The 23,091-nt window shown below is 41.9% G+C and carries 23 protein-coding genes; 1 reads left to right on the top strand and 22 read right to left on the bottom strand.

Going from position 1 to position 23,091, the window contains the following annotated elements; all coding sequences use genetic code 11:
- Positions 1-175: 175 nt before the first annotated feature.
- The 4 genes from PGY05_RS07495 to PGY05_RS07480 all read right to left on the bottom strand — a co-directional run bounded on the left by PGY05_RS07495 (position 176) and on the right by PGY05_RS07480 (position 4,129).
- Complete coding sequence (locus PGY05_RS07495; protein ID WP_270475613.1) at positions 176-460, bottom strand: HEPN domain-containing protein; 285 nt, start codon at positions 458-460, stop codon at positions 176-178.
- Between the two features lie 27 nt (positions 461-487).
- Positions 488-829, bottom strand: coding sequence for a nucleotidyltransferase domain-containing protein (locus PGY05_RS07490; RefSeq protein WP_215686146.1), 342 nt, complete (start codon positions 827-829; stop codon positions 488-490).
- Between the two features lie 234 nt (positions 830-1,063).
- Complete coding sequence (locus PGY05_RS07485; protein ID WP_066559186.1) at positions 1,064-2,674, bottom strand: amidohydrolase; 1,611 nt, start codon at positions 2,672-2,674, stop codon at positions 1,064-1,066.
- 3 nt (positions 2,675-2,677) lie between these two features.
- Complete coding sequence (locus PGY05_RS07480) at positions 2,678-4,129, bottom strand: alanine/glycine:cation symporter family protein (RefSeq protein WP_055157245.1); 1,452 nt, start codon at positions 4,127-4,129, stop codon at positions 2,678-2,680.
- Between the two features lie 245 nt (positions 4,130-4,374).
- Between PGY05_RS07480 and PGY05_RS16775 the strand changes: the two genes are divergently transcribed.
- Positions 4,375-4,608 (top strand): relaxase/mobilization nuclease domain-containing protein, encoded by a 234-nt coding sequence (locus PGY05_RS16775; RefSeq protein ID WP_172676486.1) that lies wholly within the window; start codon positions 4,375-4,377, stop codon positions 4,606-4,608.
- Between the two features lie 236 nt (positions 4,609-4,844).
- Here PGY05_RS16775 and PGY05_RS07475 read toward each other — a convergent pair whose 3' ends face one another.
- From PGY05_RS07475 to PGY05_RS07390, 18 genes are all read right to left on the bottom strand, one after another.
- Positions 4,845-5,018: a hypothetical protein gene (locus tag PGY05_RS07475; RefSeq protein ID WP_270475612.1), complete on the bottom strand. Its 174-nt coding sequence runs from the start codon at positions 5,016-5,018 to the stop codon at positions 4,845-4,847.
- 13 nt (positions 5,019-5,031) lie between these two features.
- Positions 5,032-5,295 carry a type II toxin-antitoxin system prevent-host-death family antitoxin gene (locus PGY05_RS07470; protein WP_270475611.1) on the bottom strand — a complete coding sequence of 88 codons (264 nt, stop codon included), beginning with the start codon at positions 5,293-5,295 and terminating at the stop codon, positions 5,032-5,034.
- Positions 5,296-5,375: 80 nt separating this feature from the next.
- Positions 5,376-6,251, bottom strand: a complete 876-nt coding sequence (locus tag PGY05_RS07465; RefSeq protein ID WP_055157237.1) for a YitT family protein — start codon at positions 6,249-6,251, stop codon at positions 5,376-5,378.
- Positions 6,252-6,561: 310 nt separating this feature from the next.
- Entirely contained in the window at positions 6,562-8,457 is a 1,896-nt protein-coding gene (locus tag PGY05_RS07460) for an ABC transporter ATP-binding protein (RefSeq protein WP_055157235.1), read from the bottom strand.
- Positions 8,457-10,208, bottom strand: coding sequence for an ABC transporter ATP-binding protein (locus tag PGY05_RS07455; RefSeq protein ID WP_195368490.1), 1,752 nt, complete (start codon positions 10,206-10,208; stop codon positions 8,457-8,459). The genes PGY05_RS07460 and PGY05_RS07455 overlap by 1 nt, the downstream gene beginning before the upstream one ends.
- Complete coding sequence (locus PGY05_RS07450; RefSeq protein WP_022220303.1) at positions 10,205-10,672, bottom strand: MarR family winged helix-turn-helix transcriptional regulator; 468 nt, start codon at positions 10,670-10,672, stop codon at positions 10,205-10,207. Before PGY05_RS07450 ends, PGY05_RS07455 begins: the two co-directional genes overlap by 4 nt.
- 125 nt (positions 10,673-10,797) lie before the next feature.
- On the bottom strand, positions 10,798-11,568 hold the full coding sequence (locus tag PGY05_RS07445) for a YibE/F family protein (protein WP_055246697.1): 771 nt from the start codon (positions 11,566-11,568) through the stop codon (positions 10,798-10,800).
- Complete coding sequence (locus tag PGY05_RS07440; protein ID WP_270475608.1) at positions 11,562-12,644, bottom strand: YibE/F family protein; 1,083 nt, start codon at positions 12,642-12,644, stop codon at positions 11,562-11,564. The genes PGY05_RS07445 and PGY05_RS07440 overlap by 7 nt, the downstream gene beginning before the upstream one ends.
- Positions 12,645-12,698: 54 nt before the next feature.
- Positions 12,699-13,274: a hypothetical protein gene (locus PGY05_RS07435; protein ID WP_270475606.1), complete on the bottom strand. Its 576-nt coding sequence runs from the start codon at positions 13,272-13,274 to the stop codon at positions 12,699-12,701.
- Position 13,275: 1 nt separating this feature from the next.
- A complete protein-coding gene (locus PGY05_RS07430) occupies positions 13,276-14,115 on the bottom strand; it encodes a metal ABC transporter permease (RefSeq protein WP_270475604.1) in 840 nt (279 codons plus the stop codon).
- Positions 14,112-14,822, bottom strand: coding sequence for a metal ABC transporter ATP-binding protein (locus PGY05_RS07425; protein ID WP_270475603.1), 711 nt, complete (start codon positions 14,820-14,822; stop codon positions 14,112-14,114). The genes PGY05_RS07430 and PGY05_RS07425 overlap by 4 nt, the downstream gene beginning before the upstream one ends.
- Before the next feature lie 8 nt (positions 14,823-14,830).
- Positions 14,831-15,823: a metal ABC transporter substrate-binding protein gene (locus PGY05_RS07420; RefSeq protein ID WP_270475601.1), complete on the bottom strand. Its 993-nt coding sequence runs from the start codon at positions 15,821-15,823 to the stop codon at positions 14,831-14,833.
- 95 nt (positions 15,824-15,918) lie between these two features.
- Positions 15,919-16,194: a hypothetical protein gene (locus PGY05_RS07415; RefSeq protein ID WP_243868459.1), complete on the bottom strand. Its 276-nt coding sequence runs from the start codon at positions 16,192-16,194 to the stop codon at positions 15,919-15,921.
- A gap of 66 nt (positions 16,195-16,260) precedes the next feature.
- Positions 16,261-16,677 carry a Fur family transcriptional regulator gene (locus PGY05_RS07410; protein WP_055157005.1) on the bottom strand — a complete coding sequence of 139 codons (417 nt, stop codon included), beginning with the start codon at positions 16,675-16,677 and terminating at the stop codon, positions 16,261-16,263.
- Between the two features lie 430 nt (positions 16,678-17,107).
- Positions 17,108-18,349, bottom strand: coding sequence for a M20 family metallo-hydrolase (locus PGY05_RS07405; protein WP_270475599.1), 1,242 nt, complete (start codon positions 18,347-18,349; stop codon positions 17,108-17,110).
- A gap of 217 nt (positions 18,350-18,566) precedes the next feature.
- Positions 18,567-20,939 carry a trans-4-hydroxy-L-proline dehydratase gene (gene hypD / locus PGY05_RS07400; RefSeq protein ID WP_270475597.1) on the bottom strand — a complete coding sequence of 791 codons (2,373 nt, stop codon included), beginning with the start codon at positions 20,937-20,939 and terminating at the stop codon, positions 18,567-18,569.
- A gap of 4 nt (positions 20,940-20,943) precedes the next feature.
- Positions 20,944-21,852: a trans-4-hydroxy-L-proline dehydratase activase gene (locus tag PGY05_RS07395; protein ID WP_270475595.1), complete on the bottom strand. Its 909-nt coding sequence runs from the start codon at positions 21,850-21,852 to the stop codon at positions 20,944-20,946.
- A 230-nt stretch (positions 21,853-22,082) separates the two neighbouring features.
- On the bottom strand, positions 22,083-22,922 hold the full coding sequence (locus PGY05_RS07390) for a C39 family peptidase (protein ID WP_195368484.1): 840 nt from the start codon (positions 22,920-22,922) through the stop codon (positions 22,083-22,085).
- Positions 22,923-23,091: the final 169 nt, after the last annotated feature.

Here is a 23,091-nt window from a genome sequence, read left to right as displayed (position 1 = left end):
TGGAATTTAGTCTCGCACACTATTTTCAGATGCCCGGTTAGTATGCATAAAAACATAAATCATGAGTGCTTACAGGTTTATTATAAGACAAAAAAATAGAATTGTTAAGGTGCATTACAGAATTTAATCCCGCATAGTTACTGAGATAATCCACAGCTGGAATTTAGTTTTTCATTTAAGTAAAATCATCATAATCGCTGGCATGGCGAATCTCTTCTGCCTGACCGATTTTCCTTCCCATTTCCCTTGGAAACACAGACGTCTTCACATAATCCTTATTGAAGTTTGCCACAGCATCTTTATGTCTTTTATATGCTTTACCGCTGACTGCATGTACTGCATTAATTGCATGAAAGATGGAATAGTACGCTCTGTTATTAGCTCCTTTATAATCTTCAATAAAAAATAATGCTCTTGCTGATTTCAGATCATTTCGGGCTGTTTCCCGACGATATAACACCAGATCCCGCCTAGTACCGATTCCTGATCATGCTGCTCCATACAAAACTACCCCTTCTTTATGAATATTGGAATAAAATAGATAGTTCACAATCCACTTGTTAAAATGTGCTTCACTTTTTGCAATAGGCTTTATGTCCGTGTCATGATCCATATTAAAGTCATAGGTCATGTACGAGAGCTGTTGTGCATATGCCTTTAATTTCAGATCTGATATATCCACCAGGATCATAATGTCTACATCAGAATCCGGGCGGAAGTCCCCCCTTGCATAAGAACCATAAAGGATTATCTGGCGTACATGGGAACCATAAATCTTCTTGACCGCTTCCACATACTGTTTAATTAAATCCTGCATAATCTTTGGCATACATCATCACCTCATTTTCTGCTGATAATACTATAAATTTCTTGATTTTATTATAACCAGTTTACCCTCGTTTCTCAATCAATATTTTCCATGTAACAATGTTACTGCTTTCTTCGACGAATTTTGTTCACCGTTATGGTATACATCTTGTTCTATATTTTTACTGAAATCAAAAAAAAGCAGAGCCTGCTCCACTCAGACTCTGCCTCTCACTTTTTTCTTTTTATACTGCCGCTATTCTTCTACTTCTCTCTCATAAACGATCTCACCGCCAAGAACTGTCATATCCACTTTCGTGGCCTTGATCTCATCCGGGTCGATCTCATAGATATTCTTCTCGAGAACTACGAAGTCCGCATTTTTTCCCACTTCGATGGTTCCGTTCTCGTCTTCTGTATAGGAAGCGTAAGCTGCGTTTTTTGTAAAAAGCTTCACCGCTTCGTCTACGGATATTTTTTCGGATGGGATCCAGCCTTCCTGTGGCTGACCGCTGATATTTTTGCGGGTAACTGCAAAATAAATATTCTCCATTGCATCAAAGCTTACCACAGGAGCATCCGAGCCGCCGGACGTATGGATTCCCATATCCAGCATACTCTTCCATGCATACACCTTATCCATACGTTGTGCGCCGATGGCAGGTTCCACTGTGTTCATATCCAGATCGATAAATACCGGCTGGATATATGCCAGCAGATCCTGGTCTTTCATCCCCTGCAAAATACGCGGATTGGTGATCTGGCAATGCACGATACCATGTCTGCCCTTTTTGTTATCCTTCCGGTAAGGAGATTTCGCAGCTGCCTCAATGACCATATCCATGGCACGATCGCCTATACAGTGTACCGCCGCCTGCATCTGATGCCGGTCAAAAAAAGCAAACAGATCGTCAAGCTCATCCTGACTGAATGTGATGATCCCGGTATTTTCCGGCGAATCCTCGTAAGGCTCATTCATGGCCGCTGTTCTTGCACCAAGGGAACCATCCTGGATCAGCTTCATCGGTCCAACAGTAAAGTGATCTCCCCTCTGCCCGGTACGATATCCTTCCTCGATAAAAGCCTTCGCATCCTCCGCCCGCTCAAAAAGGCACTGCTCATAATGGCGGATACTCAGCTCTCCTCTGGCATCCAGTGCCTTGTAGGAGGCCATGATCCGACGCCAGTTTTTTCCCGGAAGGGAGGCAAGATCATCGGACTGTACACCTGTAAATCCACATTCATTCAGCTTCTTCGCACTGTATCTGATGTAGCCTTCCACTTCTTCCTGGGATGGTGCTTCCAATACGGAAGAATAAAACTGTACTGCATTCTCCTTCAGAAGTCCGGTATCCAGATCAACCTCCTTCTCAATCTCCGGAAACTCCGGGATTTTTTTCAGAAGCTCCAGACCACAGCTGTTGCACACAGCCACATGCCCGCAGACACGCACCATAATGATGGGGATTTCCGTTGAGAGTGCATCCAGCTCATCCTTATGCGGATAGCGCGGCTTATCAAAATGCTCCTCATTCCAGCCTCTGCAGTAGAGCCAGGTCAGCTTCTGACCTTTACTCTCCTCCAGTCTTTTTTTTGCTGCAGCAAGCATTTCCTCAACACTTGTGCAGTCAAACAGTTTCACAGATCTTTCCACAAATGCATAATGCAACATATGCATATGTGTATCCACAAAACCGGGCAGCATCAGCCTTCCCTTAAGGTCAATCCGTTTTTTGCAGGAAAAAGCTTCCGCTTCTTTATCAGTTCCCACAAAAACGATCCGGCCATTTTCGATTCCCACAGCCTCTGCCACTTTTTCACTGTTATCCAGTGTTCTTATACATCCGTTAAAAAAAATCGTATCCACTGTTTATTTTTCCTCTTTTTCTTTTTTATCCTCGTAGAAAAGTGCCATATCCTTGTCTACTTTTCCGATTCCCATGTAACGCGCCTTATAATCCTTCAGCAGCTTAAAGAAGGTACCACTTAAGATAAATAATGTGGCAACATTTACAAATGTAGGGAATACGGTTGTAAAGTCTGCAATTACCCACAGCTGTGCCGGTGTTCCGTTTCCGTAAAGAGTAAGCACTGTGACCAGAAGACCCCATAATGGCGTTCCAAGGATAAAAACCTTCTCTGCGATCTTCAGAACCTTCTGATTGTTTTTCAGCCAGTGCTTCAGGATCACGCTGTAATAGGTGAACCATCCGGTTGATGTTGTCAGTCCGAAAAGGAAAATACTGATCGCGATCAGTGCTCTCGCAACAGAGCCCATTCCGGACTCAAATGCTGTCAGTGTCAGCTCTGATCCCTGAAGTCCTGAATTCCAGTAGCCTGTGGTGATAACAACAAGACCTGTCATGGAGCAGACTACGATGGTGTCTGCAAATACCTCAAATGCTCCCATCAGTCCCTGTTTTACAGGATGGTCTGTTTTTGCGGAAGCATGGATCATAGGTGAGGTTCCCCAGCCTGCCTCGTTGCTGTATACAGAACGGGCAAATCCAAGACGCATAGCTGTTGCAACACCGGCTCCCATAAATCCGCCGACTGCTGCCTGTGTTGTAAATGCACCCTTGAAGATCAGTCCAAAGGTTTCCGGCAGCTTGTCAAAATTCACTACCAGTATTGCAAGAGATCCTACAATGTAAAGCATGCACATGATCGGTGTCATATAGGAAGAGATCACACCGACTTTCTTTACACCGCCAATGATGATCAGGTAGATCGCTGCCACATACAGAAGTGACGGCACGATGTACGGCAGGTGGAAGGTACTTCCGACAGCCTCTGATACTGTATAATTCTGTAAGGTGATGAACCATGTCATAAAAATACAGCCGCCGAACAGTACTGCAAAAAGTTTCCAGAAGGGAAGCTTTTTCTCTCCGCCAAGACCCTTCTGCATGTAGTAGGTCGGGCCTCCCTGGTACTCACCGTTTGGCTGTTTTTCTCTGTAGTACACAGCAAGTGTTACCTCTGCCATCTTGATGACCATAGCAAGAAGCGCCGCGATCCAGAGCCAGAATAATGCACCAGGTCCTCCTGTTGCAATGGCTGTTGCAACACCGGACATGTTGGATACTCCAACGGTACCGCCGATCGCAATGGAAATAGCCTGGAACGGTGTCAGGCTCTTTCCGTCGTCTCCGCCTTCCTGACGGCGTTCTTTACTGAACATGTTTTTCACAATGTAACCAAAATGGCGGAACTGGAAGAAACCGGAACGTACTGTCAGATATACGCCTGTAGCGAGAATCGTGATCAGCAGCGGCAGTCCCCAGAGCCAATTGGTCAGATTTTCAAATAATTCAAACATCTTTTCCTCTCCTATCCTTTTTATTGTTTTTCTTTTGCATACATTCGGAAAATCCGCGTACAGAATATAAAAAATCCCCAGAACATGAAGTCAGATACGGATACCCGGTGTTCTCGACATACAGCTCTTCTGCCATATATCTGCGAGCCCCGTTTCTGCCCTCTTTATACTTCATGCTCTGGGGATCTTACATTTCAGTCCACTAATCTTCCAAACGATCACAGTATATCACAGTTCCGGAGGAATTGCTACTTTTTCCGTTTGAATTTTGTAATGCTCAGTACCAGGTTATCTTTTCGATTCATGAAAATAACAGTCATCTTCACGTCCATATTCTTGTAAATACAATAGATTTGACTAATGGTATGCTCTATAACTGTGATATGCATAATTTCTATGCTATCAGAGACCATGTTAAATTTGTTCTACAATCATACCGTTTGTGGTATGGGGATCATCCGTTGCGCTTATTAGAATAATATCCGTTTATATAAAATTATCCCTCAGGACTTTTTTAACAGAAAAAATTACTACTTTTTGCAATATTCATAAATATTAAATGGTTCTTCTCTTTTTTCAAATAAGATATCAGCTTCTTTCCTATGATGAAAATCTGATTTCTGACACTCTTGGTCTCCTTTTTCCTGCACTAAAAAAACGCCACAAATTGTGACGTTTTTTAGTACCCTTTATATTTCAATGAGATTTCTTGATTCTAAAACTCACTTTTTCCATATTTTCTTTCTGCCCCTCGATATGGCTGTTCTTCCAAACTTAAAATTACTTTTTCAAGTTTTTCTGCCAGTGCAATTGCATCATCAGCATACTTACTAACAAGAAGTGCCTGCTCGTATATCTTATCAATATCTCTATATGCCTGTGGAAACATTTTTACGGTATATTTATCCCAAATGTTTCCTCCTGAGTTCTCCCAATGCCCCACGTGCATCTAATAATTCTGCACCTTCTGCAACTTCCCGTTCTGCTTCAAAAATTGCCTTATCAATCTGATTTGTGCTGAGTAATTCTTCATAAGTTTCCATACTCATAACTACTAAATCTCCATAACCATTTTTTGTAATAAATACTGGTTGCTGTTGTTTGTGACATATTTCAGATATTTCATTTGTATTTCTTAAATCTGTAATTGGTTTTATTATTGGCATTGTAACTCCTCCTTTCTTTGTACATTATTATAACAGAATATTGTACATTTATTAATTTGCAAACCTGATGGAGTAGATCACTAACTTCTTTCTTCATTTTCCAAAACCTTCTGCTGATATCTCATGTCTGCCACCGTGTACACTGTGATGAAAGCCTTCGGATCAAGATTATTGATGTAATTCATGAGTTTCTGATACTCATTTTTATCTACGATCGTAATGATCTCGTGTCTTTTATCTAAATTGTACGCTCCGATGGCATCATAAATGGTCGCTCCACTATGAAGCTCATGCAGAATAAAATTCCGAAGTTCTTCTTCATACTTTGTAATAATACATACTCTTCGTTTCAGATTCTGCCCAAAAATAAAATGGTCTACCACCATCCCATTAAAATAAGTACCAAGAACGCTTAAAACCACCGTCTTCTTATCATATACAAGTGCTGCCGAAAGCGCCACACACATACCGGCTAAAGACATGGCTTTCCCCAATTCGATGTGCAGATATTTATTCATGATCTTAGCCACAATATCAAGTCCGCCGGAAGAAGCATTCATATTAAAGAGAATACTGAGTCCTACACTGACTACCAGAACATAACAGAGGACATCCAGTTCCTGGGTTTTTGTCAGGGAACCGATATTCGGGAAAATCCGTTCAAAAATACCGATAAATACCGGCAGTAAGATACTGGTATACACGGTTTTCGTACCAAATTCCCGTCCACATGTTATGAATCCGATGATCAAAAGAACAACATTCAGGACCATCGTGATCACTGAAAGCGGTAAAGGTATAAAATTCGTAAGAATAATTCCAAGACCGGAAATACTGCTGACCGATGCATGGCTCGGCACCAGAAAGAAATAAACCGCTGCAGCGATAATTGCCACTGCAGCGGTAAGTGTAAATAGTTCCCATACAACTTCTTTGCAATTGATTTGTTTTTTCATTCCCAAACCTACCCTATCATGACATTTTTATAGAACTGCTATTTTACTTCTCTGCTCGGAAGGACTTGCAGTGCTATATATACAAGTATAGCGTATGCACAAAAAAATTGATAGTATTTTTTAATTTATGTAAATTTTATTGAATCCTGTTGTTACTGTTCACTCCCGTGTCAATCACTACGCTGATTGGCACGGAGGATGCACGTTTTATCTTGAATGGCATCTCGCCCATCGCCAAAGGCGATTTAAAATGGCGAGATGCGTTGCTGGTCACAGGTACTGTGGACAGTAACATCCTGTCTTTTGAATCTTATTCAGCAATTGCATTCCCGGTGTACAACTGATAATATTTTCCCTTTTCTGAAATCAGTTGGTCATGGGTACCTCTTTCGATAATGCGTCCCTGTTCCAGGACCATGATACAGTCGGAATTCCGAACCGTAGACAGACGGTGTGCGATTACAAACGTAGTACGTCCATGCATCAGTCTGTCCATGCTTTCCTGAATAATACGTTCAGTACGCGTATCAATAGAACTTGTAGCCTCATCCAGGATCAGTACCGGCGGATCTGCAACTGCTGCTCTGGCAATTGCAAGAAGCTGTCTCTGTCCCTGGCTTAAGTTTGCCCCATCCCCGGTGATAACCGTATCATATCCTTCCGGAAGTCTGCGGATAAATCCATCTGCATTTGCCAATTCTGCTGCTGCAAAGATTTCTTCATCTGTTGCATCCAGTTTTCCAAAACGGATATTGTCTTTTACCGTTCCTGTGAACAGATGTGTATCCTGCAGTACAATTCCAAGGGAACGTCGCAGATCCGCTTTCCGAATCTTGTTTATATTAATTCCATCGTAGCGGATTTTTCCATCCTGAATATCATAAAACCGGTTAATCAGATTTGTAATGGTTGTTTTTCCTGCTCCTGTCGAACCTACAAAGGCAATTTTCTGTCCTGGCTCTGCATACAATTTCACATCATGAAGCACGATCTTATCATTATTGTACCCGAAATCCACACCATCAAATACTACATTTCCCTTAAGCTCAATATAATCTACCGAACCATCTGCCTGATGTGTATGCTTCCATGCCCAGCATCGGGTATGTTCCTTACATTCTATAAGTTTTCCATTTTCTTTTTTCACATTGACCAGAGTCACATACCCGTCATCTACTTCCACTTTCTCATCCAGAAGGGTAAAGATACGCTCTGCTCCTGCAAGTGCCATTACAATAGCATTCATCTGCTGGCTGACCTGGTTGATCGGCATACTAAAGCTTTTATTGAATGTCAGAAAGCTTGCCAGTGCACCCAGTGTAAATCCTCCCACACCATTCAGCGCAAGGGCACCTCCGACAATCGCACAGACTACATAACTGATATTTCCGATCTGCGCATTCAAAGGTCCGAGGTAGTTTGCATAGGTATTCGCACGGTCTGCGCTTACAAAAAGTGCCTCATTCAGCTCTTTAAATTCTGCCTTACTTTCTTCCTCATGGCAGAATACCTTGACAACCTTCTGTCCATTCATCATTTCTTCAATATAACCATTGACTTTTCCAAGATTTTTTTGCTGTTCCAGGAAATATTTCCCGCTCTGTCCGGCGGCTTTCTTGGTACCAAATATCATAATTGCAACCATGATCATCGTCACAACCGTAAGTGGAATATTTAAGATCAACATACTGACAAATACACTGATGATCGTAAATCCGCTGTTGATGATCTGCGGAATACTCTGGCTGACCATCTGCCGCAGGGTATCGATATCGTTCGTGTAAATTGACATGATATCACCATGTGCATGGGTATCAAAATATTTGATCGGCAGCTTTTCCATATGTTCAAACAGCTCATTACGCATATTCATCATCATTCCCTGTGTCACATTGATCATGATACGGTTATATGCGTAAGTCGCAACGATTCCGATTCCGTAAAATACCGCAACCCTTTCAATTGCATGTGCAAGCGGTGAAAAGTTCGGTGTACCGTCAGACAGCAGGAACGGTGTAATATATTTGTCGATCAGATCTCTTGTAAACATCGTTCCCTGCACATTTGCGATAACTCCTACAAATATAAGGATAAATACTGCAATACAATGAACTTTATAATCACGGAAAATGTAGTTTATCAGACGCATCAAAAGTTTCCCCGGATATTTCACTTTATTCTGTGGTCTTCCCATCGGTCTTGGCATTATGCTTCACCTCCGTTTTCATCAAAATCTCCTCCGCCCTGAGTCTGCGATTCGTATACTTCGCGGTAAATTTCATCGGTCTTCAGCAATTCTTCGTGTGTACCAAATCCATGAACCTGCCCTTCATCCATAACGATGATACGGTCTGCATCCTGCACACTGGATACACGCTGTGCAATGATCAGCTTTGTTGTATCCGGGATTTCTTCACGGAATGCACGGCGGATCTTCGCATCTGTAGCAGTATCTACCGCACTGGTACTGTCATCCAGGATCAGGATCTTCGGTTTCTTAAGCAGTGCTCTTGCAATACACAGTCTCTGCTTCTGACCACCGGATACGTTGTTTCCTCCCTGCTCAATGTGGGTATTATATTTATCCGGGAAACGCTCAATGAATTCATCTGCACATGCAAGCCGACATGCTTCCATACATTCTTCGTCGGTCGCCTCTTTGTTTCCCCAGCGCAGGTTATCCAGAATACTTCCGGTAAACAGTACATTTTTCTGCAATACAACAGATACCTGGTTTCTCAGTACTTCCAGATCATAATCCTTGACATTCTTTCCGCCAACCAGGATTTCTCCGCCTGTCACGTCATACAGACGACTGATCAGATTCACCAGACTCGTCTTCGCACTTCCGGTTCCTCCAATGATGCCAATCGTCTCACCGGAATGGATGTCCAGATTGATATTCTTCAGGACTTTCTCTGCACTGTCTTTTTTGTAAGCAAAATCTACATTCTTAAATGAAATACTTCCATCTGCCACTTCATAAAGCGGATGTTCCGGATTATGGATATCGCTGGTTTCATCCAGTACTTCTGCTATACGCCGCATACTTGCCATACTCATGGAAATCATGACAAATACCATAGACAGCATCATCAGACTCATCAGAATGTTCATACAGTATGCAAGAAGACTCATCAACTCTCCTGTTGTCAACGATTTCACTACGATCATCTTTGCACCAAACCAGCTGATCAGGATGATGCAGGTATAAACAGTGAACATCATGATCGGTGAGTTCCATATAACATTTTTCTCTGCTCTTACAAAAATATCGTAAATATTCTTACTTGCATACTGAAATTTACTTGTTTCCTGTTCTTCTCTTACATATGCTTTTACTACACGGATCGCAGATACATTTTCCTGAACGGATGCATTTAAAGCATCATATTTTGGAAATGCCTGCTGGAAATAAGCCGTTGCATGACGAATGATAAAGAAGAGGATCACTCCCAGGATCACAACTGCCACAAGGTAAATACTTGCCAGTCTGGCATTGATCATAAATGCCATCACCATTGCACAGATCATACTTGCCGGTGCTCTCATCATCATACGCAGCATCATCTGGTACGCATTCTGCACATTGGTCACATCTGTTGTCAGACGTGTAACCAGACCTGCTGTACTGAAATGATCAATATTTGCAAACGAATAGGTCTGGATCTGATCGAACATCTTATTTCTCAAATTCTTCGCGAACCCGGTCGAAGCCTTTGCTCCGTATCGTCCTCCTGCCATTCCGGCAAGCAGGCCACAAAATGCAGCCACGATCATAATTCCACCAACTTTGTAAATATGGTGAATATCTCCGGTATTGACACCCTTATCGATAATAGATGCCATCAGAAATGGAATCAATGTCTCAAACAATACTTCCAGAATCATAAAAAACGGTGTTGCGATCGATGCCGCTTTATATTCTTTTACTTCTTTTAATAAAGTCCGAATCATGAATTCTCTCCTTTCATTTTTTCCATATTGTAATAAACTTTATCGATCACATGCATAAATGCATGTAATTCTTCTTCTGTAATGCCTTCTTCCAACTGCGCATCCATTTTCTGAAAAATTTCTCCCAGTTTTTCATGGTTTTCCCGTCCTTTTTCTGTCAGCATTACTTTTTTCAGACGCGCATCATTTGCAACCGATGCACGGCAGATGTACCCTTTTTTCTCCAGAGTCTGGATAATATTTGTTACCGCTGAACGGCAGATACCAAAATACTTTTCTATATCTTTCTGATAAATTTCCTTATCCTGATGTTCATATAGATAACGTAAGATCCAGCCATGCATCAGGGCAATCTCATCCAGTCCTTCTTCTTTTACACGCATTTCCAACAGTTTTGAAATCGAACGGTCTATCCGGTGCACCTGATGTCCTACGTGGATTCGTTCTTCACATCCTTCACACAAATGACTTTCCTCCTTCCACTTTTTGCTTCTTCAAAAAAAGAAAACTGTTCACGAATAAATTGTTCATTCGTAAACAGTTTAATTCTAAACAAGTTTATCACAGATATTTCCCTGCTGTCAACCTGCTATTTACTATTTTCCATCCAATCAAAAAGCTCACAGTTTTTTGCGATCAAAACCGCTGAAACCGGCATTATCATTGTGCAGGAAATTGCTCCAAAAATCATGGAAATACAGTTCTGAAAAAGAATTTTGGAGTTGAGCAACAGCTCAATGGAGTAATTCTGCATTCTCAAATACGCGAATAACAACAGCGATTCTCCCAGATATGCAAACAATAACGTATTAACCGTTGTTCCGATCACATCTTTTCCAATCTTCATTCCACTTTGAACCAGTTTGTTCATTTTGATATCCGGCTTATGACATTTCACCTCATATACGGAAGTTGTTACTGTCAGTGCCATATCGATCACAGCTCCTAACGTGCTGAGTACAATTACGGCTGTTGCAACCTTGGGCATACTGATATCCAGGTTCATATTATAATAGAAAACATCCTCTCCGGCTGCCTGGATCTCATTCAAGCCTCCCGCCCCACTTTTCCATACGACCAGATAAATAAATGCAAATAACACACACATTGTAATTGCAACCGCAAGAAATGCACTCCAGGTTTTAATATTCGTCCCATTTTGATAAAACAAAGTGATACAGGAAATTAAAATTCCTGCACCGGCAGTAACCAGAAACACGGGTGCTCCGACGGCATAAAGCCAGATTGCAAGACTCAGGCACAAAATATTTCCCGCCAGAGCGATCAGAGACATGGCGCCTCTGTCCCCTCCAACAAGCACTATTACTATCATTAGAATCAGTCCCAATATGATCAACATCTTTTTTCCCTCTTTTTCACAGATAGTTTCATCATAACTGCTGTTATGAAAATAGACACTGGGATCGCCAGTACAATTCCGATACTTTCTACAAAGAAACGGCATAATTCACATGGAATATGCAATTTTACAATGGTAACAAAACGCACCTCATTGTTCATCCGGATCAAACATGTAGGGATCAGACCGCAGCCAAACACAAACAACAGCACATTGATCATTGTTCCCATAATGTCATATCCGATCTCTCTGCCCGAACGGAAAAGTTCCACAAATTTTACTTCCGGTTTCTGCTCAACAATCTCGCTTAAAGCCACCGATATGGCAACCGCCACATCCATGATGGCACCGAGTCCTGACAACAGGATTTCTGCATGGAAAATTTCATCCGGATTATCAATACTGCCCAGATATTCCATCGTCGAATAATCCAGTTCTTCCATATGCTGCATAACAAGATCAAATATCCCCATGATCATAAGCAGGACACATAGTGTTGTCAATAGTGCGGCAAAAGTTTTCCTGTGGATTCCATTTAATCCAACAAGCGTTACCACTGCAAAAAAAAGGATCAGTCTGCTACATACACTCAGAATTTCCGATGTGTCATCCGCCGTCCAAAAACCGATCACAAAAATCAGGATATTCATCATTGCTGTTATGATCGTCAAACCGCCCTGCCGTCCGGCAATCCCAAGGAGCAGAAGTGCAAGGAAGCCAAGCATAACAACCAGCATCGTATCCCGCTTTACTCCAATGATCGATGATCCCTTATAAAACACCCGGTCACCTTTATGGTATTTTTGGTCAGCCATTTCTGTTGTTGTGTATTCATTGGCAATCCGGACTTCTTTTCCTTTGTCTTCTCCGTTTATGATTTTGCCATAAAGACTCTGCTTATATTTCGTTTCTTCTGTTCCACGTGTACTTTTGCTTTTCCCTTCTACAATTGTCACCACTTTTGTCACTTTCACGATCGGTGTCTGATACAGCCAGGCATCATTCATGACAAACAAAATTACCAGCAGATACAACACACCTGCCACACAATAAAATCTTCCTTTTTTGTTTTTCATCAAATATCTGCTAATCTTTTTCCCGTATTCCTTCATGATCCATCTTTTCTCTTCTTATTTTTTTATCTGCATATCCGCATCTGTGATCCTGCAATACAAAGTCTCATCATTTGATTCTTTATATGTCTCGAACGTTCCCTGAACGATAATTTCTGTTTCCTGTTCCGGATAATCTTCATCCGACAATTCTTCCTCATTTTTCCGGACAAATTCCAGTCCCTGCGCGCAGCACGCCAGCGCATCTTTGATCACGCAAAAATGATAGGTATTCCCTGTCGCTTCATCCTTACTTATATAATAAATCCCGTCGATCCGGATTGTTTTTCCTTCATACTGCTCCGGTTCCACCATCATCTGGTAAACTGTCGCGTAGACCATATCACTGTTCATTTCTGTAAGATCATAATCTACATCTTCTGTCCCCATATTTTCTGAAGTGTCTGCACTTTCTTTTTTCTTGTCCTTTTCCTCTGTCTGTTCCTTCTGTTCTTCCGCTTTTGTCTGTTTCTCTAATACATCATTAACAGATTTCCCGTTATTCACTTTCTTGTTGCTGCTTGCATTATCTCTGCATCCGGTTATCAAAAGAATTCCCACAAACAATATCAGCCATTTCTGTAATTTTTTCACTTTATTTCCCTCCCGCGATTTTTTCGATCATGCAGCAGATCAAAAAGGCCACAATATCGGCTGACACGATCGTTGAACCAACCGGTGTTCCTGCCAGGATTGACAAAAGCATCCCACTGATCGCACAGCACACAGATAATACAACCGAACATACCGTTACACTGAAAAATGTTTTAAAGATACGCATCGCGGATAGTGCCGGAAAGATGACCAGTGCCGAGATCAGTAACGAGCCTACCAGGTTCATTGCAAGTACGATGATCAGCGCTGTGATCACGGCGATCAGCAAATTATAACGGTCTGCCCGGATGCCTGTTGCCTTTGCGAACGTTTCATCAAAGGTCACGCAGAAAATTTTATGATAAAATACGATAAATAACACAACAACCACAACCGACAATACCACACACAGCCACACCTGTTCAATCTTCAATGTCAAAATAGAAGTAGATCCAAATAATGTAGTACATACATCTCCCGAAAGATTAGGACCTGTCGCAAATACATTCATAAGCAGATAACCGATTGCAAGTGCTCCAACTGAGATCATTGCAATCGCCGCATCTCCTTTTATTTTTGTATTTTGTCCTGTCCGTAATAATAAAATCGCACATACGACCGTTACCGGAAGGATGAACAGCATATTGTTTGTAATATTTAAAACCGATGCCACCGCCATCGCTCCAAATGCAACATGGGATAAGCCGTCTCCGATAAACGAAAATCTTTTCAATACCAGTGTCACTCCAAGTAAGGAGGAACAAAGTGCAATCAGTACGCCAACGATCAGTGCATACCGCACAAAAGGATATCCCATATAAAATATCAATTTTTCTATCATTTTTCCCCTCCTGTATTTTCCAGAGTTCTTCTCTTTGTATGCGCCCGCAGATAATTTTCTTTCGATTCGAAAATAACTTCCTGACCAATCTGCAGGATATGACTTGCATATTCCATGGTCCCACGGATATCATGCGAGATCATAATGACCGTTATCTTATCTTCCCGGTTGATTTTCTCAATTAACCGATACATTTCTTCTGTCATTTGTGGATCCAGCCCGGAAACCGGTTCATCCAGAAGCAGGATTTTCCTAGTCGCACAAAGTGCTCTTGCAAGCAGAACTCTCTGCTGCTGCCCTCCGGACAATTCTCTGTAGCAACGTTTTGACAGATGAGTGATCTGCAGTTTTTTCATCATATCTTCTGCGTATTTTTTTTCTTTTGTACGGTAAAATGGCCAGAAGCCAAGGTGATTCTGACATCCGGAGAGAACAATTTCTCTCACGGATGCCGGAAAATCTTTTTGCACCTCTGTCTGCTGTGGCAAATATCCGATTTCATTCTTCTTCAGTCCATCATGGAATTCTATTTTCCCGCTCACCGGTGATAAAAGTCCCAGTAAAGTCTTCATAAAAGTAGATTTCCCAGCCCCATTTTCCCCGATCACACACAGATAGTCCCCTTTCTTTACCGAAAGGTTTATATTCTGCACGACTGTTTTTCCTTCATATCCGATTGCCAGATCCCGACATATAATTTGTGCCATATTCCCTCCTACTGCAAAGCTTCTTTTAATACTTCAAGATTCTTTTCCATCACTGACAGGTAGGTTGTGCCATTCTTCACATCATCCAATGTTGTAGACTGCATAGAATCCAGTGTCAGGATCTTCTGATTTTTCTCTTTGGTGTTCTCAATGATTGTCTTTGCAATTTTCTGATTGGAATTTTCAATCGCCATGATATCCTTTAGTCCCAACTCATTTACTTTATTCGCCAGGAATGAAATTGTATCAAAGCTTGCTTCACTTTCTGCCGAGCATCCGACAAATGCAGCATAATAGCTTAATCCATAATCATCTACCAGATAACGGAATGGAAAACGATCGCCAAACAGCAGTGTTTTCTGTGACGCGCCATCAACAACTTCCTGGTACTTAGCATCCAGGTCTTTCAGCTTTTCACTGTATGCAGATGCATTCTCCTGATAAATATCCTTATGATCCGGGTCTGCTTTTTCCAGCGCGTCTGCAATTGCCTTACTCAGCACTTCTGCATTTTTTACAGACAGCCATACATGCTCATCATATTCCGGTTCTTCTTCCTCTCCGCCTTCTTCCTCTTCTTCAGGCTCCATTCCTTCGATCACTTCTTCCTCTTTCGCACTGTTTCCAAGTACATCGAGCAGATTGACCACCTGCATATCTTTATTCTTCGCCTGTTTTAACGCATCATCTACCCATGCATCCGATTCGCCGCCGACATATACGAACAGATCACAATCCGATACTTTCATGATGTCCTCTGCAGTCGGCTGATAACTGTGCAGATCCACACCATTGTCAAGAAGCATGGTGATATCCATCTGATCCGCTTCTTCTCCCGCAATCTGACGTACCCAGTCATATTCCGGGAAAATGGTTGTCACAACTTTAATATCAGAATCTTTCTGAACTTTTGTTTCTTTATTGGAATTTTCCTTCTGGCAGGCAGAAATGCCCAGAGTCGCCATCGCAGCGACCAGTAGAATTGCTATATACTTTTTCATGAATAAAACCTCCATTATCTACACTTATTAAAAAATGGTACACCAAAGGAAAGGTATGACTTTTCATACCATTTCTGTTTTATAAAAAGTTTTATTCAATCATTTAATCTTACCTTTTGATGAACTAACGAAATCGACAAAATGATCCAGAACCCCGGCAAAATAACAGTTTCTGCGATAAAGATCACCGGGCTGACAAAAAATCCTACTGCAGGTGTTGTTCCCAGATTCCGAAGGACCTGCTTTGCCTGATGAACACAGGCACAGATCGGGCAGTCCTTTCCCGTACAGTTATGATCTTCCTCTCGAGCAACATAAAAAAGAGAAGCAAGGGTTACAAATATAAGAAAAATACATATAACCGCTGCCATACTTTTTTTCTTTCCTGTATCCATCTCCTTCTCCTTTCCCAGATTTCATCTGTTAATAAATTTTATTTATTCTTTCTTGCTGCATTCACCGCAGATTCCGTAAAACACGGTACGATGCGGATCCATCTGAAAATCATGATGCTGCTGCATATGCTGTTTTAAGCTTTCTACCTCATTGCACTGTAAATGGATCAGCTTTCCACATTTCTCACATTTACAATGATAGCAGTTTTCATGTTCTTCCCCATGATCTCCGATATATTCAAAACAGGCACTGCTCGAACCGTCTACTACATACTTCGCGGCCAGACCTTCTTTCACCATCTTCTCCAGATGACGGTAAATGGTCGTGGTTCCGACGGAAATCCCTTTTTCCCTGAAAAAATCGCAGATTTCATTCACAGTAACATGTCTTCCCTGTACCGATTTCAGGAAGGTAAGTATTTCGGTCATTTGTTTTGTCTTATATGGTGCTTTTGCCATACTGACCTCCTCCCTTCAATTTGGAAATCGTTTTCATTTTATCACATTATTTTTGTATGTCAATGGAATTTGAAAATGTTTTTCATTTTTGTTTTTCATTTTACAATAAAATTCCCCGCATAAACTTTCGTCTATGCGGGAAATTTTTCTTTCTGTTATCTTCTTTTTCTTCTGACCACCCTGGTTGTTCCGTGCACCTTTGCTGCCTTGTCCACCACCTGACTCTGCATACGACAATGTGTCCTTCTCCCCTTCGTACTTGGATTTTACTTTCTGACTCTTATTGATGTTCTTATACTTAACAGCATCAGAGCAGGCAGCCAAATCTTTGATTCCTAAGTCTATGCCGATTCCATCGTCATTAAGCGTTTTGTTGCATAAAGGAGCTGGCTTCTTTTATCCTCCGGATTCGCTTCTCTGATCAGATAGCTTAACCAACAAGATTTTCCATAGTATCTGCCAGCACCTGCGCTCCTGCAAATATGTCTTCCCATGCCGTATCTTCATATGGTGAATGACTTACACCTCCGATACTTGGCACGAAAATCATTCCCACATCGCAGATATGTGCCATCGATAAGGTATCATGAAACGGGCCACTTGGCATACGCATATATGTATATCCCCGCTTTTTGCACACATCTTCGATTGTGTCTACGATTGCTTCATTCATCATCTCTGCCTTTGCATCTTTCAGACACTTCTGGGTACTCTCTACATGAAATCTGTCCGAAATTTTCACTGCCGCTTCTTTTATTTCCCGGATTCCCTGTGCCCTGCGCTCCATATCTGTATCTCTGATGTCGATCGTATAGTCTACTCTTCCCGGAATCGTATTGATTCCACCCGGATGTACTTTGAGTGTTCCTACTGTTGCCACAAACATATCTCCCAGACGGGATGCTATTTTTTCTACTTCTGCAATATAATTTGCAGCAGCCGTCATTGCATCTTTCCGCATATTCATCGGTGTGCCGCCTGCATGATTTGCTTCCCCCTCAAAGCTTCCTTCAATCCAGTATGGACCTTTGATCCCGGTTACAATCCCTATCTGCCTGCTTTCCTGTTCCAGCACAATTCCCTGTTCAATATGAAGTTCAACAAATTTTTCATATTTATCTGCGTGCGCTGCCTCTTCCAGTTTTTCCGGATGATATCCGCACTTTTGCATTGCCGCCTCTTCACTGATGCCCTCATTGTCTGTATATTCACTAAGCGGTCGTTCCATTCCAAGACCGGCAATTACCTTACTTCCGACCATACCTGCATTAAATCTGGCACCTTCTTCATCTGTAAAAAGAATTACTTCAAACGGGCTTTTTAATTTTACATGATTTTCTTTCAGGCACTGTGCCACTTCAATCCCTGCTATACTTCCGAGTAATCCGTCAAATTTTCCTCCATTTCGTACCGTATCGATATGGGAACCTGTTGCGATCACACCATGCAGCTCCTTTTCATTCCAGTTATCCGGATACAGGCGTCCCATAAGATTTCCAGCTGCATCGATTTCTACCTCCAGTCCTGCTTCCAGCATCATCTCTTTTGCCATCATCCGCGCTTTCGTCTCTTTTTCGCCGAACGCCAGACGTGTATAACCGCCTGTCTCATCCCGGCTCATCTCATTGATCCGCTCTATCCTTTCCTTTAATCGCTCCTGCTTGATCTGCATATCTATTACTCCTTTCTACTGTAATTTTCATTCTGCTCCCACTCTCTTTTCTATCTTGATAGTACACCAAATAGCTCTCAGAATCCACGATATTCTTACCAAAATTTTTCTTCCCGGTTCAAAAAATAACAGAAGCACCGCACACAGATTACTCTCTGCATTGCGGTGCTCCTGCCTCTTCCTTTATTTAACCTTTTTCAATTTCTCTGGTTATTTTCTATTCGAATGACTGCTCTGTACGGTTGATGATCTCATCCTGAAGCGGTTTGCTTAAGTTACGGAAGAAATCACTGTATCCTGCAACACGTACGATCAGATCTCTGTAATCTTCCGGATGCTTCTGTGCTTCCTGCAGAGTCTTTCTGTCGATAACGTTGAACTGTACATGATGTCCATCCATTGCAAAGTAGCTGCGGATCAGACTTGCCATATTGTCAAGACCTTTCTCTCCTGCTACAACGTCCGGTGTGAACTTCTGATTCAGAAGTGTTCCTGCTGTAGCAAGATGATCCATCTTAGCGCAGGATTTGATAACTGCTGTCGGTCCGTTCACATCTGCGGATTTCTCCGGTGAAATACCTTCTGAAACCGGGATGTGTGCTTTACGTCCGTTAGCTGTTGCTCCGATCACATCTCCAAAGTAAACATGGCAGGTTGTAGGAAGCATATCGACTCCGTATTTTCCGCCTCTCATAGTCGGACGTCCTGTGATCAGGTCATGATACAGATAGAATACATCCTGCATCAGATCATCTGCGTAGTCATCATCGTTACCATATTTTGGTGTCTTGTCATGAACCATACGGTAGATTGCATCGTATCCTTCAAAGTTATGATCCATTGCTTCGATCAGTTCTTCCATTGTGAAGTTCTTCTTGTCAAATACATTGTATTTAACAGCTGAGATACAGTCTGTAACAGTTCCGATACCAACACCCTGAATGTAGTTGGTGTTGTATCTTGCTCCACCTGCATTGTAGTCTTTTGCATTACTGATGCAGTCGTTTGTTACAACGGAAAGACACGGTGCCGGCATATTTTCTGCATATAATCTCTCGATTACGTTGTTTCCACGAATCTTGATATCGATGAAATGCTTCATCTGTTTCTTGAATGCATCCCACAGTTCATCAAATGTCTTAAAGTCTTTTGCATAACCAAGCTTCAGTCCGAGCTGTTTGCCTGACATTGCATCATAACCGTTGTAAAGAGTCAGCTGGAAAATCTTCGGAATATTCATATAACCGGTCAGGATATATGCTTCACTTCCCCATGCTCCTGTCTCTACACAACCTGAAGATCCACCACGACGGGCATCTTCCAGAGATTTACCTGCATTGACAAGTTCCATGATCTGGGCTTCTGTATTATAAAATGCTGGCTGTCCCCATCCTTTTCTTGAGATCTCGCATGCTCTCTTAAGGAAACGTGCCGGTGTTTTCTTGCTGATGGTTACATTAGAGTTCGGCTGTACAAGCTTCATCTCATCCATACAGTCAAGGATCAGATAGCTGACTGCGTTTACACCGTCTTTACCATCCGGTGTAACTCCACCTGTATTGATATTTGCAAAGTCTACATAAGTAGCACTTTCTTTTAAGGTAATACCAACCTTAACCGGTGCCGGCTGGTTGTAGAATTTGATCCATAAGCATTCAAGCAGTTCTTTTGCTTTCTCGTCATCAAGGATTCCTGCTTCTGTATCTGCTTCATAATAAGAAATCAGATGCTGATCCAGACGTCCCGGACTGAATGCATCCCATGGATTCAGTTCTGTTGTAACCGCAAGATGTGTAAACCAGTATAACTGGATTGCCTGCCAGAAGGTCTGCGGTTTGTGAGCCGGTACAACTTCCAGGTTGGCTGCGATCTGCTCTAATTCTTTCTTACGAGTAGAATCTGCTTCTTTTTCTGCCATTTCAAGAGCCAGTTTGTGATATCTCTCACCAAGGATGATTACTGCATCACATGCAATATCCATCGCTTTGAGTTCTTCCATTTTATCGGTAGCTTCCGGATCATTCATGAAATCCAGCGCATCCATAGTCTTTTTGATCTTTTCTTTGTATTCCAGATATCCAACTTTAAAGTTCTGTTCACCACCACATGTATGTCCAGGTCCTCTCTGTTCCATGAACTCTGTGAACATACCTGCTGAATAGCAGTCATTCCATTCCGGAGTCATAGCTGCAAGGATCTTCTCTCTCATGCTTCGTCCTGACCAGTAAGGAATGATTTCCTTCTCCTGGATCTCACGATCTTCTTCTGTTGTATGGAAAGATACGAGATCACGTTCACTCATAACTACCATATCTTCTTTGCTGTGGCAGCAAAGTTCCGGGAATGTAGGAGACGCCTGTGGATCTTTTCCTTTTTCACCAACGATCAGCTCACCGTCTCCCAGATAAAGTGTCTTCTTTGAAAAATATTCTTTTAATACCATGGCTCTCATAACCGGAATCGAATATTTTCCATCATTTTTTCTGTAAAAATCTGTCTCGATTCTTGCTCTTTCGAGATCAATGTGAACCGGTGTTGTAACACTCAGTTCTCTCAGCTTCTGAATTCTTTCATTCATGCCTCTTGCCATTTTTTTATCCTCCTATTTTTGTGTTGGTATACCCTGCATCCTGAAAAAGCTTTACAAAACTTTCCATCTCTTCTTTTTCCGGTGCATGTAAATCAGTTCCCTTGTATTCCATACCCAGCTTCGGATATTTACTGCTTCCTGTGTTATGGTAAGGCAGCAGATTGACCTGTGCCGGATGAATGCCGTGTTTCTTCAGAAAATGAATGGTATCTTCCATGTTCTGCACATTGCCGTTCACTTCTTTGATTGTCGGGATTCGGACGTAAATCCTTGCCCCTGCATCCGAAAGCTTCACCAGGTTATCCAGAATCAGCTTATTGTCAACTCCGATATACTTTTTATGTAATTCCGGATCCATCACTTTGACGTCATATAAAAACGTATCTACATACGGTAAAATTGCTTCAAATTTATCATACGAAACATATCCGCAGGTGTCAATGATAAGCGAAATTTCTTCTTTTTTAAGTGCTTTCGCGATCTGTAAAATATAATCCGTTGACATCGCCATCACTTCCCCGCCGGAAAGTGTGACTCCACCGCCGGACTGTTCATAAAACATCCGGTCTTTCATCAATTCTTTTACCAGTTCCTTTACCGGATACTCCTGCCCTACGATCTCCCGAATGCCTTGCGGACAGAAATTATCACATTTTCCGCAAAGCTGACATTTCTCTTTGTCAAGCTCCGGCTTTCCATCTACCATAGTGATGGCATCGTTCGGACAGACCTTCGCACAGGTTCCACATCCGACGCACTTTTCTTTATCACACTGAAGTTCTCTCTCAAAACGCTGTGTCTCAGGGTTGTGACACCACTCGCACTTTAATGGACATCCTTTAAAAAATACAGTAGTACGGATTCCATCTCCGTCATGGATCGAATACTTCTGAATATTCGTTACTAAATTCATGGTAGCTCTCCTTCTTGTCATTTCGCTTTTTTAGACTAACGTTTGTACCATAGTCTAAAGATACCAAAAAAACAAATAATTGTCAATCCTTTGGCAAACTTCTTCTCAAATATTTTTACAATCCTGATCTTCTTTCCTTAAGCAGACGAAACTCTGCACTCAACTCATCACATATATAAAGAAGAGATACTTCACAGACTGTTTTTATCTGCAAAGTACCTCCCACTTCTCTATTGTACATTCTTCAAAATCACACACTGATTACCTCTGGAACGAAAAGCCGATTCAAACTGTGCTCTGTCATAGCTCACAATCCCTTCGATCGGGTCTGCAACAGTCACACTGTCTGCACTGTATCCGATCAGTACAACACAATGATCGTTCATCGCCCAGCTGGCTTCTCTTCCATCTTCCGTATTCCAGCTTTCCATTATCTGACGTTCTTCCATACCAATTGTTCCCCATACAACCACGGGGGTTCCTTCACTTACAAAACGATACAGCTGTTCCGGCTCTGATCCTGTCTCGTCCTCTGCTTTCATTGCATTTCCATTATCTGCAAGATAGCCATCTGCTGCCGTCACGATTGCTCCCGCTCCGCAGCTTAATCCATCCGTCTCTGACTGTGGATTTCCTATAAAATAATTGTAAATATCATTTCCATATAAAGTTTCATTGTCTCCGTAATAAGTGTTGGTCCATCCAACTGTCGGTAAATATTCGAGTGCCATTGCCATCTTATCTGCAGAATATCCATAATAATTCAAAGCCATTGTAAGAGATGTGATCTCACATCCGGTAGGAAGCTCCGGCATCTGTCCTGTAAATGCAAAATCAGAAATACTGCTACTCTCCGGAAGGGGTGTCTCTTTCACTATTTCCGCATTTTTTATCTTCTGCGTCTTTGCTGTCGTTTTCTCCACTGCTGTAACAGACTGTCTTGCTCCTTTGATCTGTTCTAATTTTGCTTCTATATATGTAGTATCTTTTAATGTAAATCCTACGATAACGGCGCCAACCAGTATCCCTGCTGCCGCTGCGATCCATTTTGCTGCACTGCGAATCTGCATCCGTACCTCCGTTTCTTAACACTTCTGTAACAATTCCGTCATATATACTACAACTTTTTTCGTGTTTCGTCAAATCTGCGGGGGAGTTTTCACAAATATTTCATAAATGAGAGTTGGCAGCACAAGTGATTCCAGATAGAAGGACTACCTGCGCAATGAGTGCAGATCC

The organism is Coprococcus sp. AF51-11b1, assembly GCF_027682785.1.
In the GTDB taxonomy this organism is placed as follows: Bacteria; Bacillota; Clostridia; order Lachnospirales; family Lachnospiraceae; genus Allocoprococcus; species Allocoprococcus comes.
This window is presented reverse-complemented; position numbering and strand designations above follow the sequence as displayed.

What these genes read in the sequence shown, in the direction of transcription:
- hypD (WP_270475597.1), bottom strand. Translation starts at nt 20,939, where the DNA reads ATGGCAAGAGGCATGAATGAAAGAATTCAGAAGCTGAGAGAACTGAGT.
- PGY05_RS07490 (WP_215686146.1), bottom strand. Translation starts at nt 829, where the DNA reads ATGCCAAAGATTATGCAGGATTTAATTAAACAGTATGTGGAAGCGGTC.
- PGY05_RS07465 (WP_055157237.1), bottom strand. Translation starts at nt 6,251, where the DNA reads ATGAAAAAACAAATCAATTGCAAAGAAGTTGTATGGGAACTATTTACA.
- PGY05_RS07475 (WP_270475612.1), bottom strand. Translation starts at nt 5,018, where the DNA reads ATGTTTCCACAGGCATATAGAGATATTGATAAGATATACGAGCAGGCA.
- PGY05_RS07455 (WP_195368490.1), bottom strand. Translation starts at nt 10,208, where the DNA reads ATGATTCGGACTTTATTAAAAGAAGTAAAAGAATATAAAGCGGCATCG.
- PGY05_RS07395 (WP_270475595.1), bottom strand. Translation starts at nt 21,852, where the DNA reads ATGAATTTAGTAACGAATATTCAGAAGTATTCGATCCATGACGGAGAT.
- PGY05_RS07440 (WP_270475608.1), bottom strand. Translation starts at nt 12,644, where the DNA reads ATGAAAAACAAAAAAGGAAGATTTTATTGTGTGGCAGGTGTGTTGTAT.
- PGY05_RS07390 (WP_195368484.1), bottom strand. Translation starts at nt 22,922, where the DNA reads ATGCAGATTCGCAGTGCAGCAAAATGGATCGCAGCGGCAGCAGGGATA.
- PGY05_RS07470 (WP_270475611.1), bottom strand. Translation starts at nt 5,295, where the DNA reads ATGCCAATAATAAAACCAATTACAGATTTAAGAAATACAAATGAAATA.
- PGY05_RS07410 (WP_055157005.1), bottom strand. Translation starts at nt 16,677, where the DNA reads ATGGCAAAAGCACCATATAAGACAAAACAAATGACCGAAATACTTACC.
- PGY05_RS07460 (WP_055157235.1), bottom strand. Translation starts at nt 8,457, where the DNA reads ATGCCAAGACCGATGGGAAGACCACAGAATAAAGTGAAATATCCGGGG.
- PGY05_RS07480 (WP_055157245.1), bottom strand. Translation starts at nt 4,129, where the DNA reads ATGTTTGAATTATTTGAAAATCTGACCAATTGGCTCTGGGGACTGCCG.
- PGY05_RS07415 (WP_243868459.1), bottom strand. Translation starts at nt 16,194, where the DNA reads ATGGCAGCGGTTATATGTATTTTTCTTATATTTGTAACCCTTGCTTCT.
- PGY05_RS07425 (WP_270475603.1), bottom strand. Translation starts at nt 14,822, where the DNA reads ATGGCACAAATTATATGTCGGGATCTGGCAATCGGATATGAAGGAAAA.
- PGY05_RS07405 (WP_270475599.1), bottom strand. Translation starts at nt 18,349, where the DNA reads ATGCAGATCAAGCAGGAGCGATTAAAGGAAAGGATAGAGCGGATCAAT.
- PGY05_RS07445 (WP_055246697.1), bottom strand. Translation starts at nt 11,568, where the DNA reads ATGTTGATCATATTGGGACTGATTCTAATGATAGTAATAGTGCTTGTT.
- PGY05_RS07420 (WP_270475601.1), bottom strand. Translation starts at nt 15,823, where the DNA reads ATGAAAAAGTATATAGCAATTCTACTGGTCGCTGCGATGGCGACTCTG.
- PGY05_RS07430 (WP_270475604.1), bottom strand. Translation starts at nt 14,115, where the DNA reads ATGATAGAAAAATTGATATTTTATATGGGATATCCTTTTGTGCGGTAT.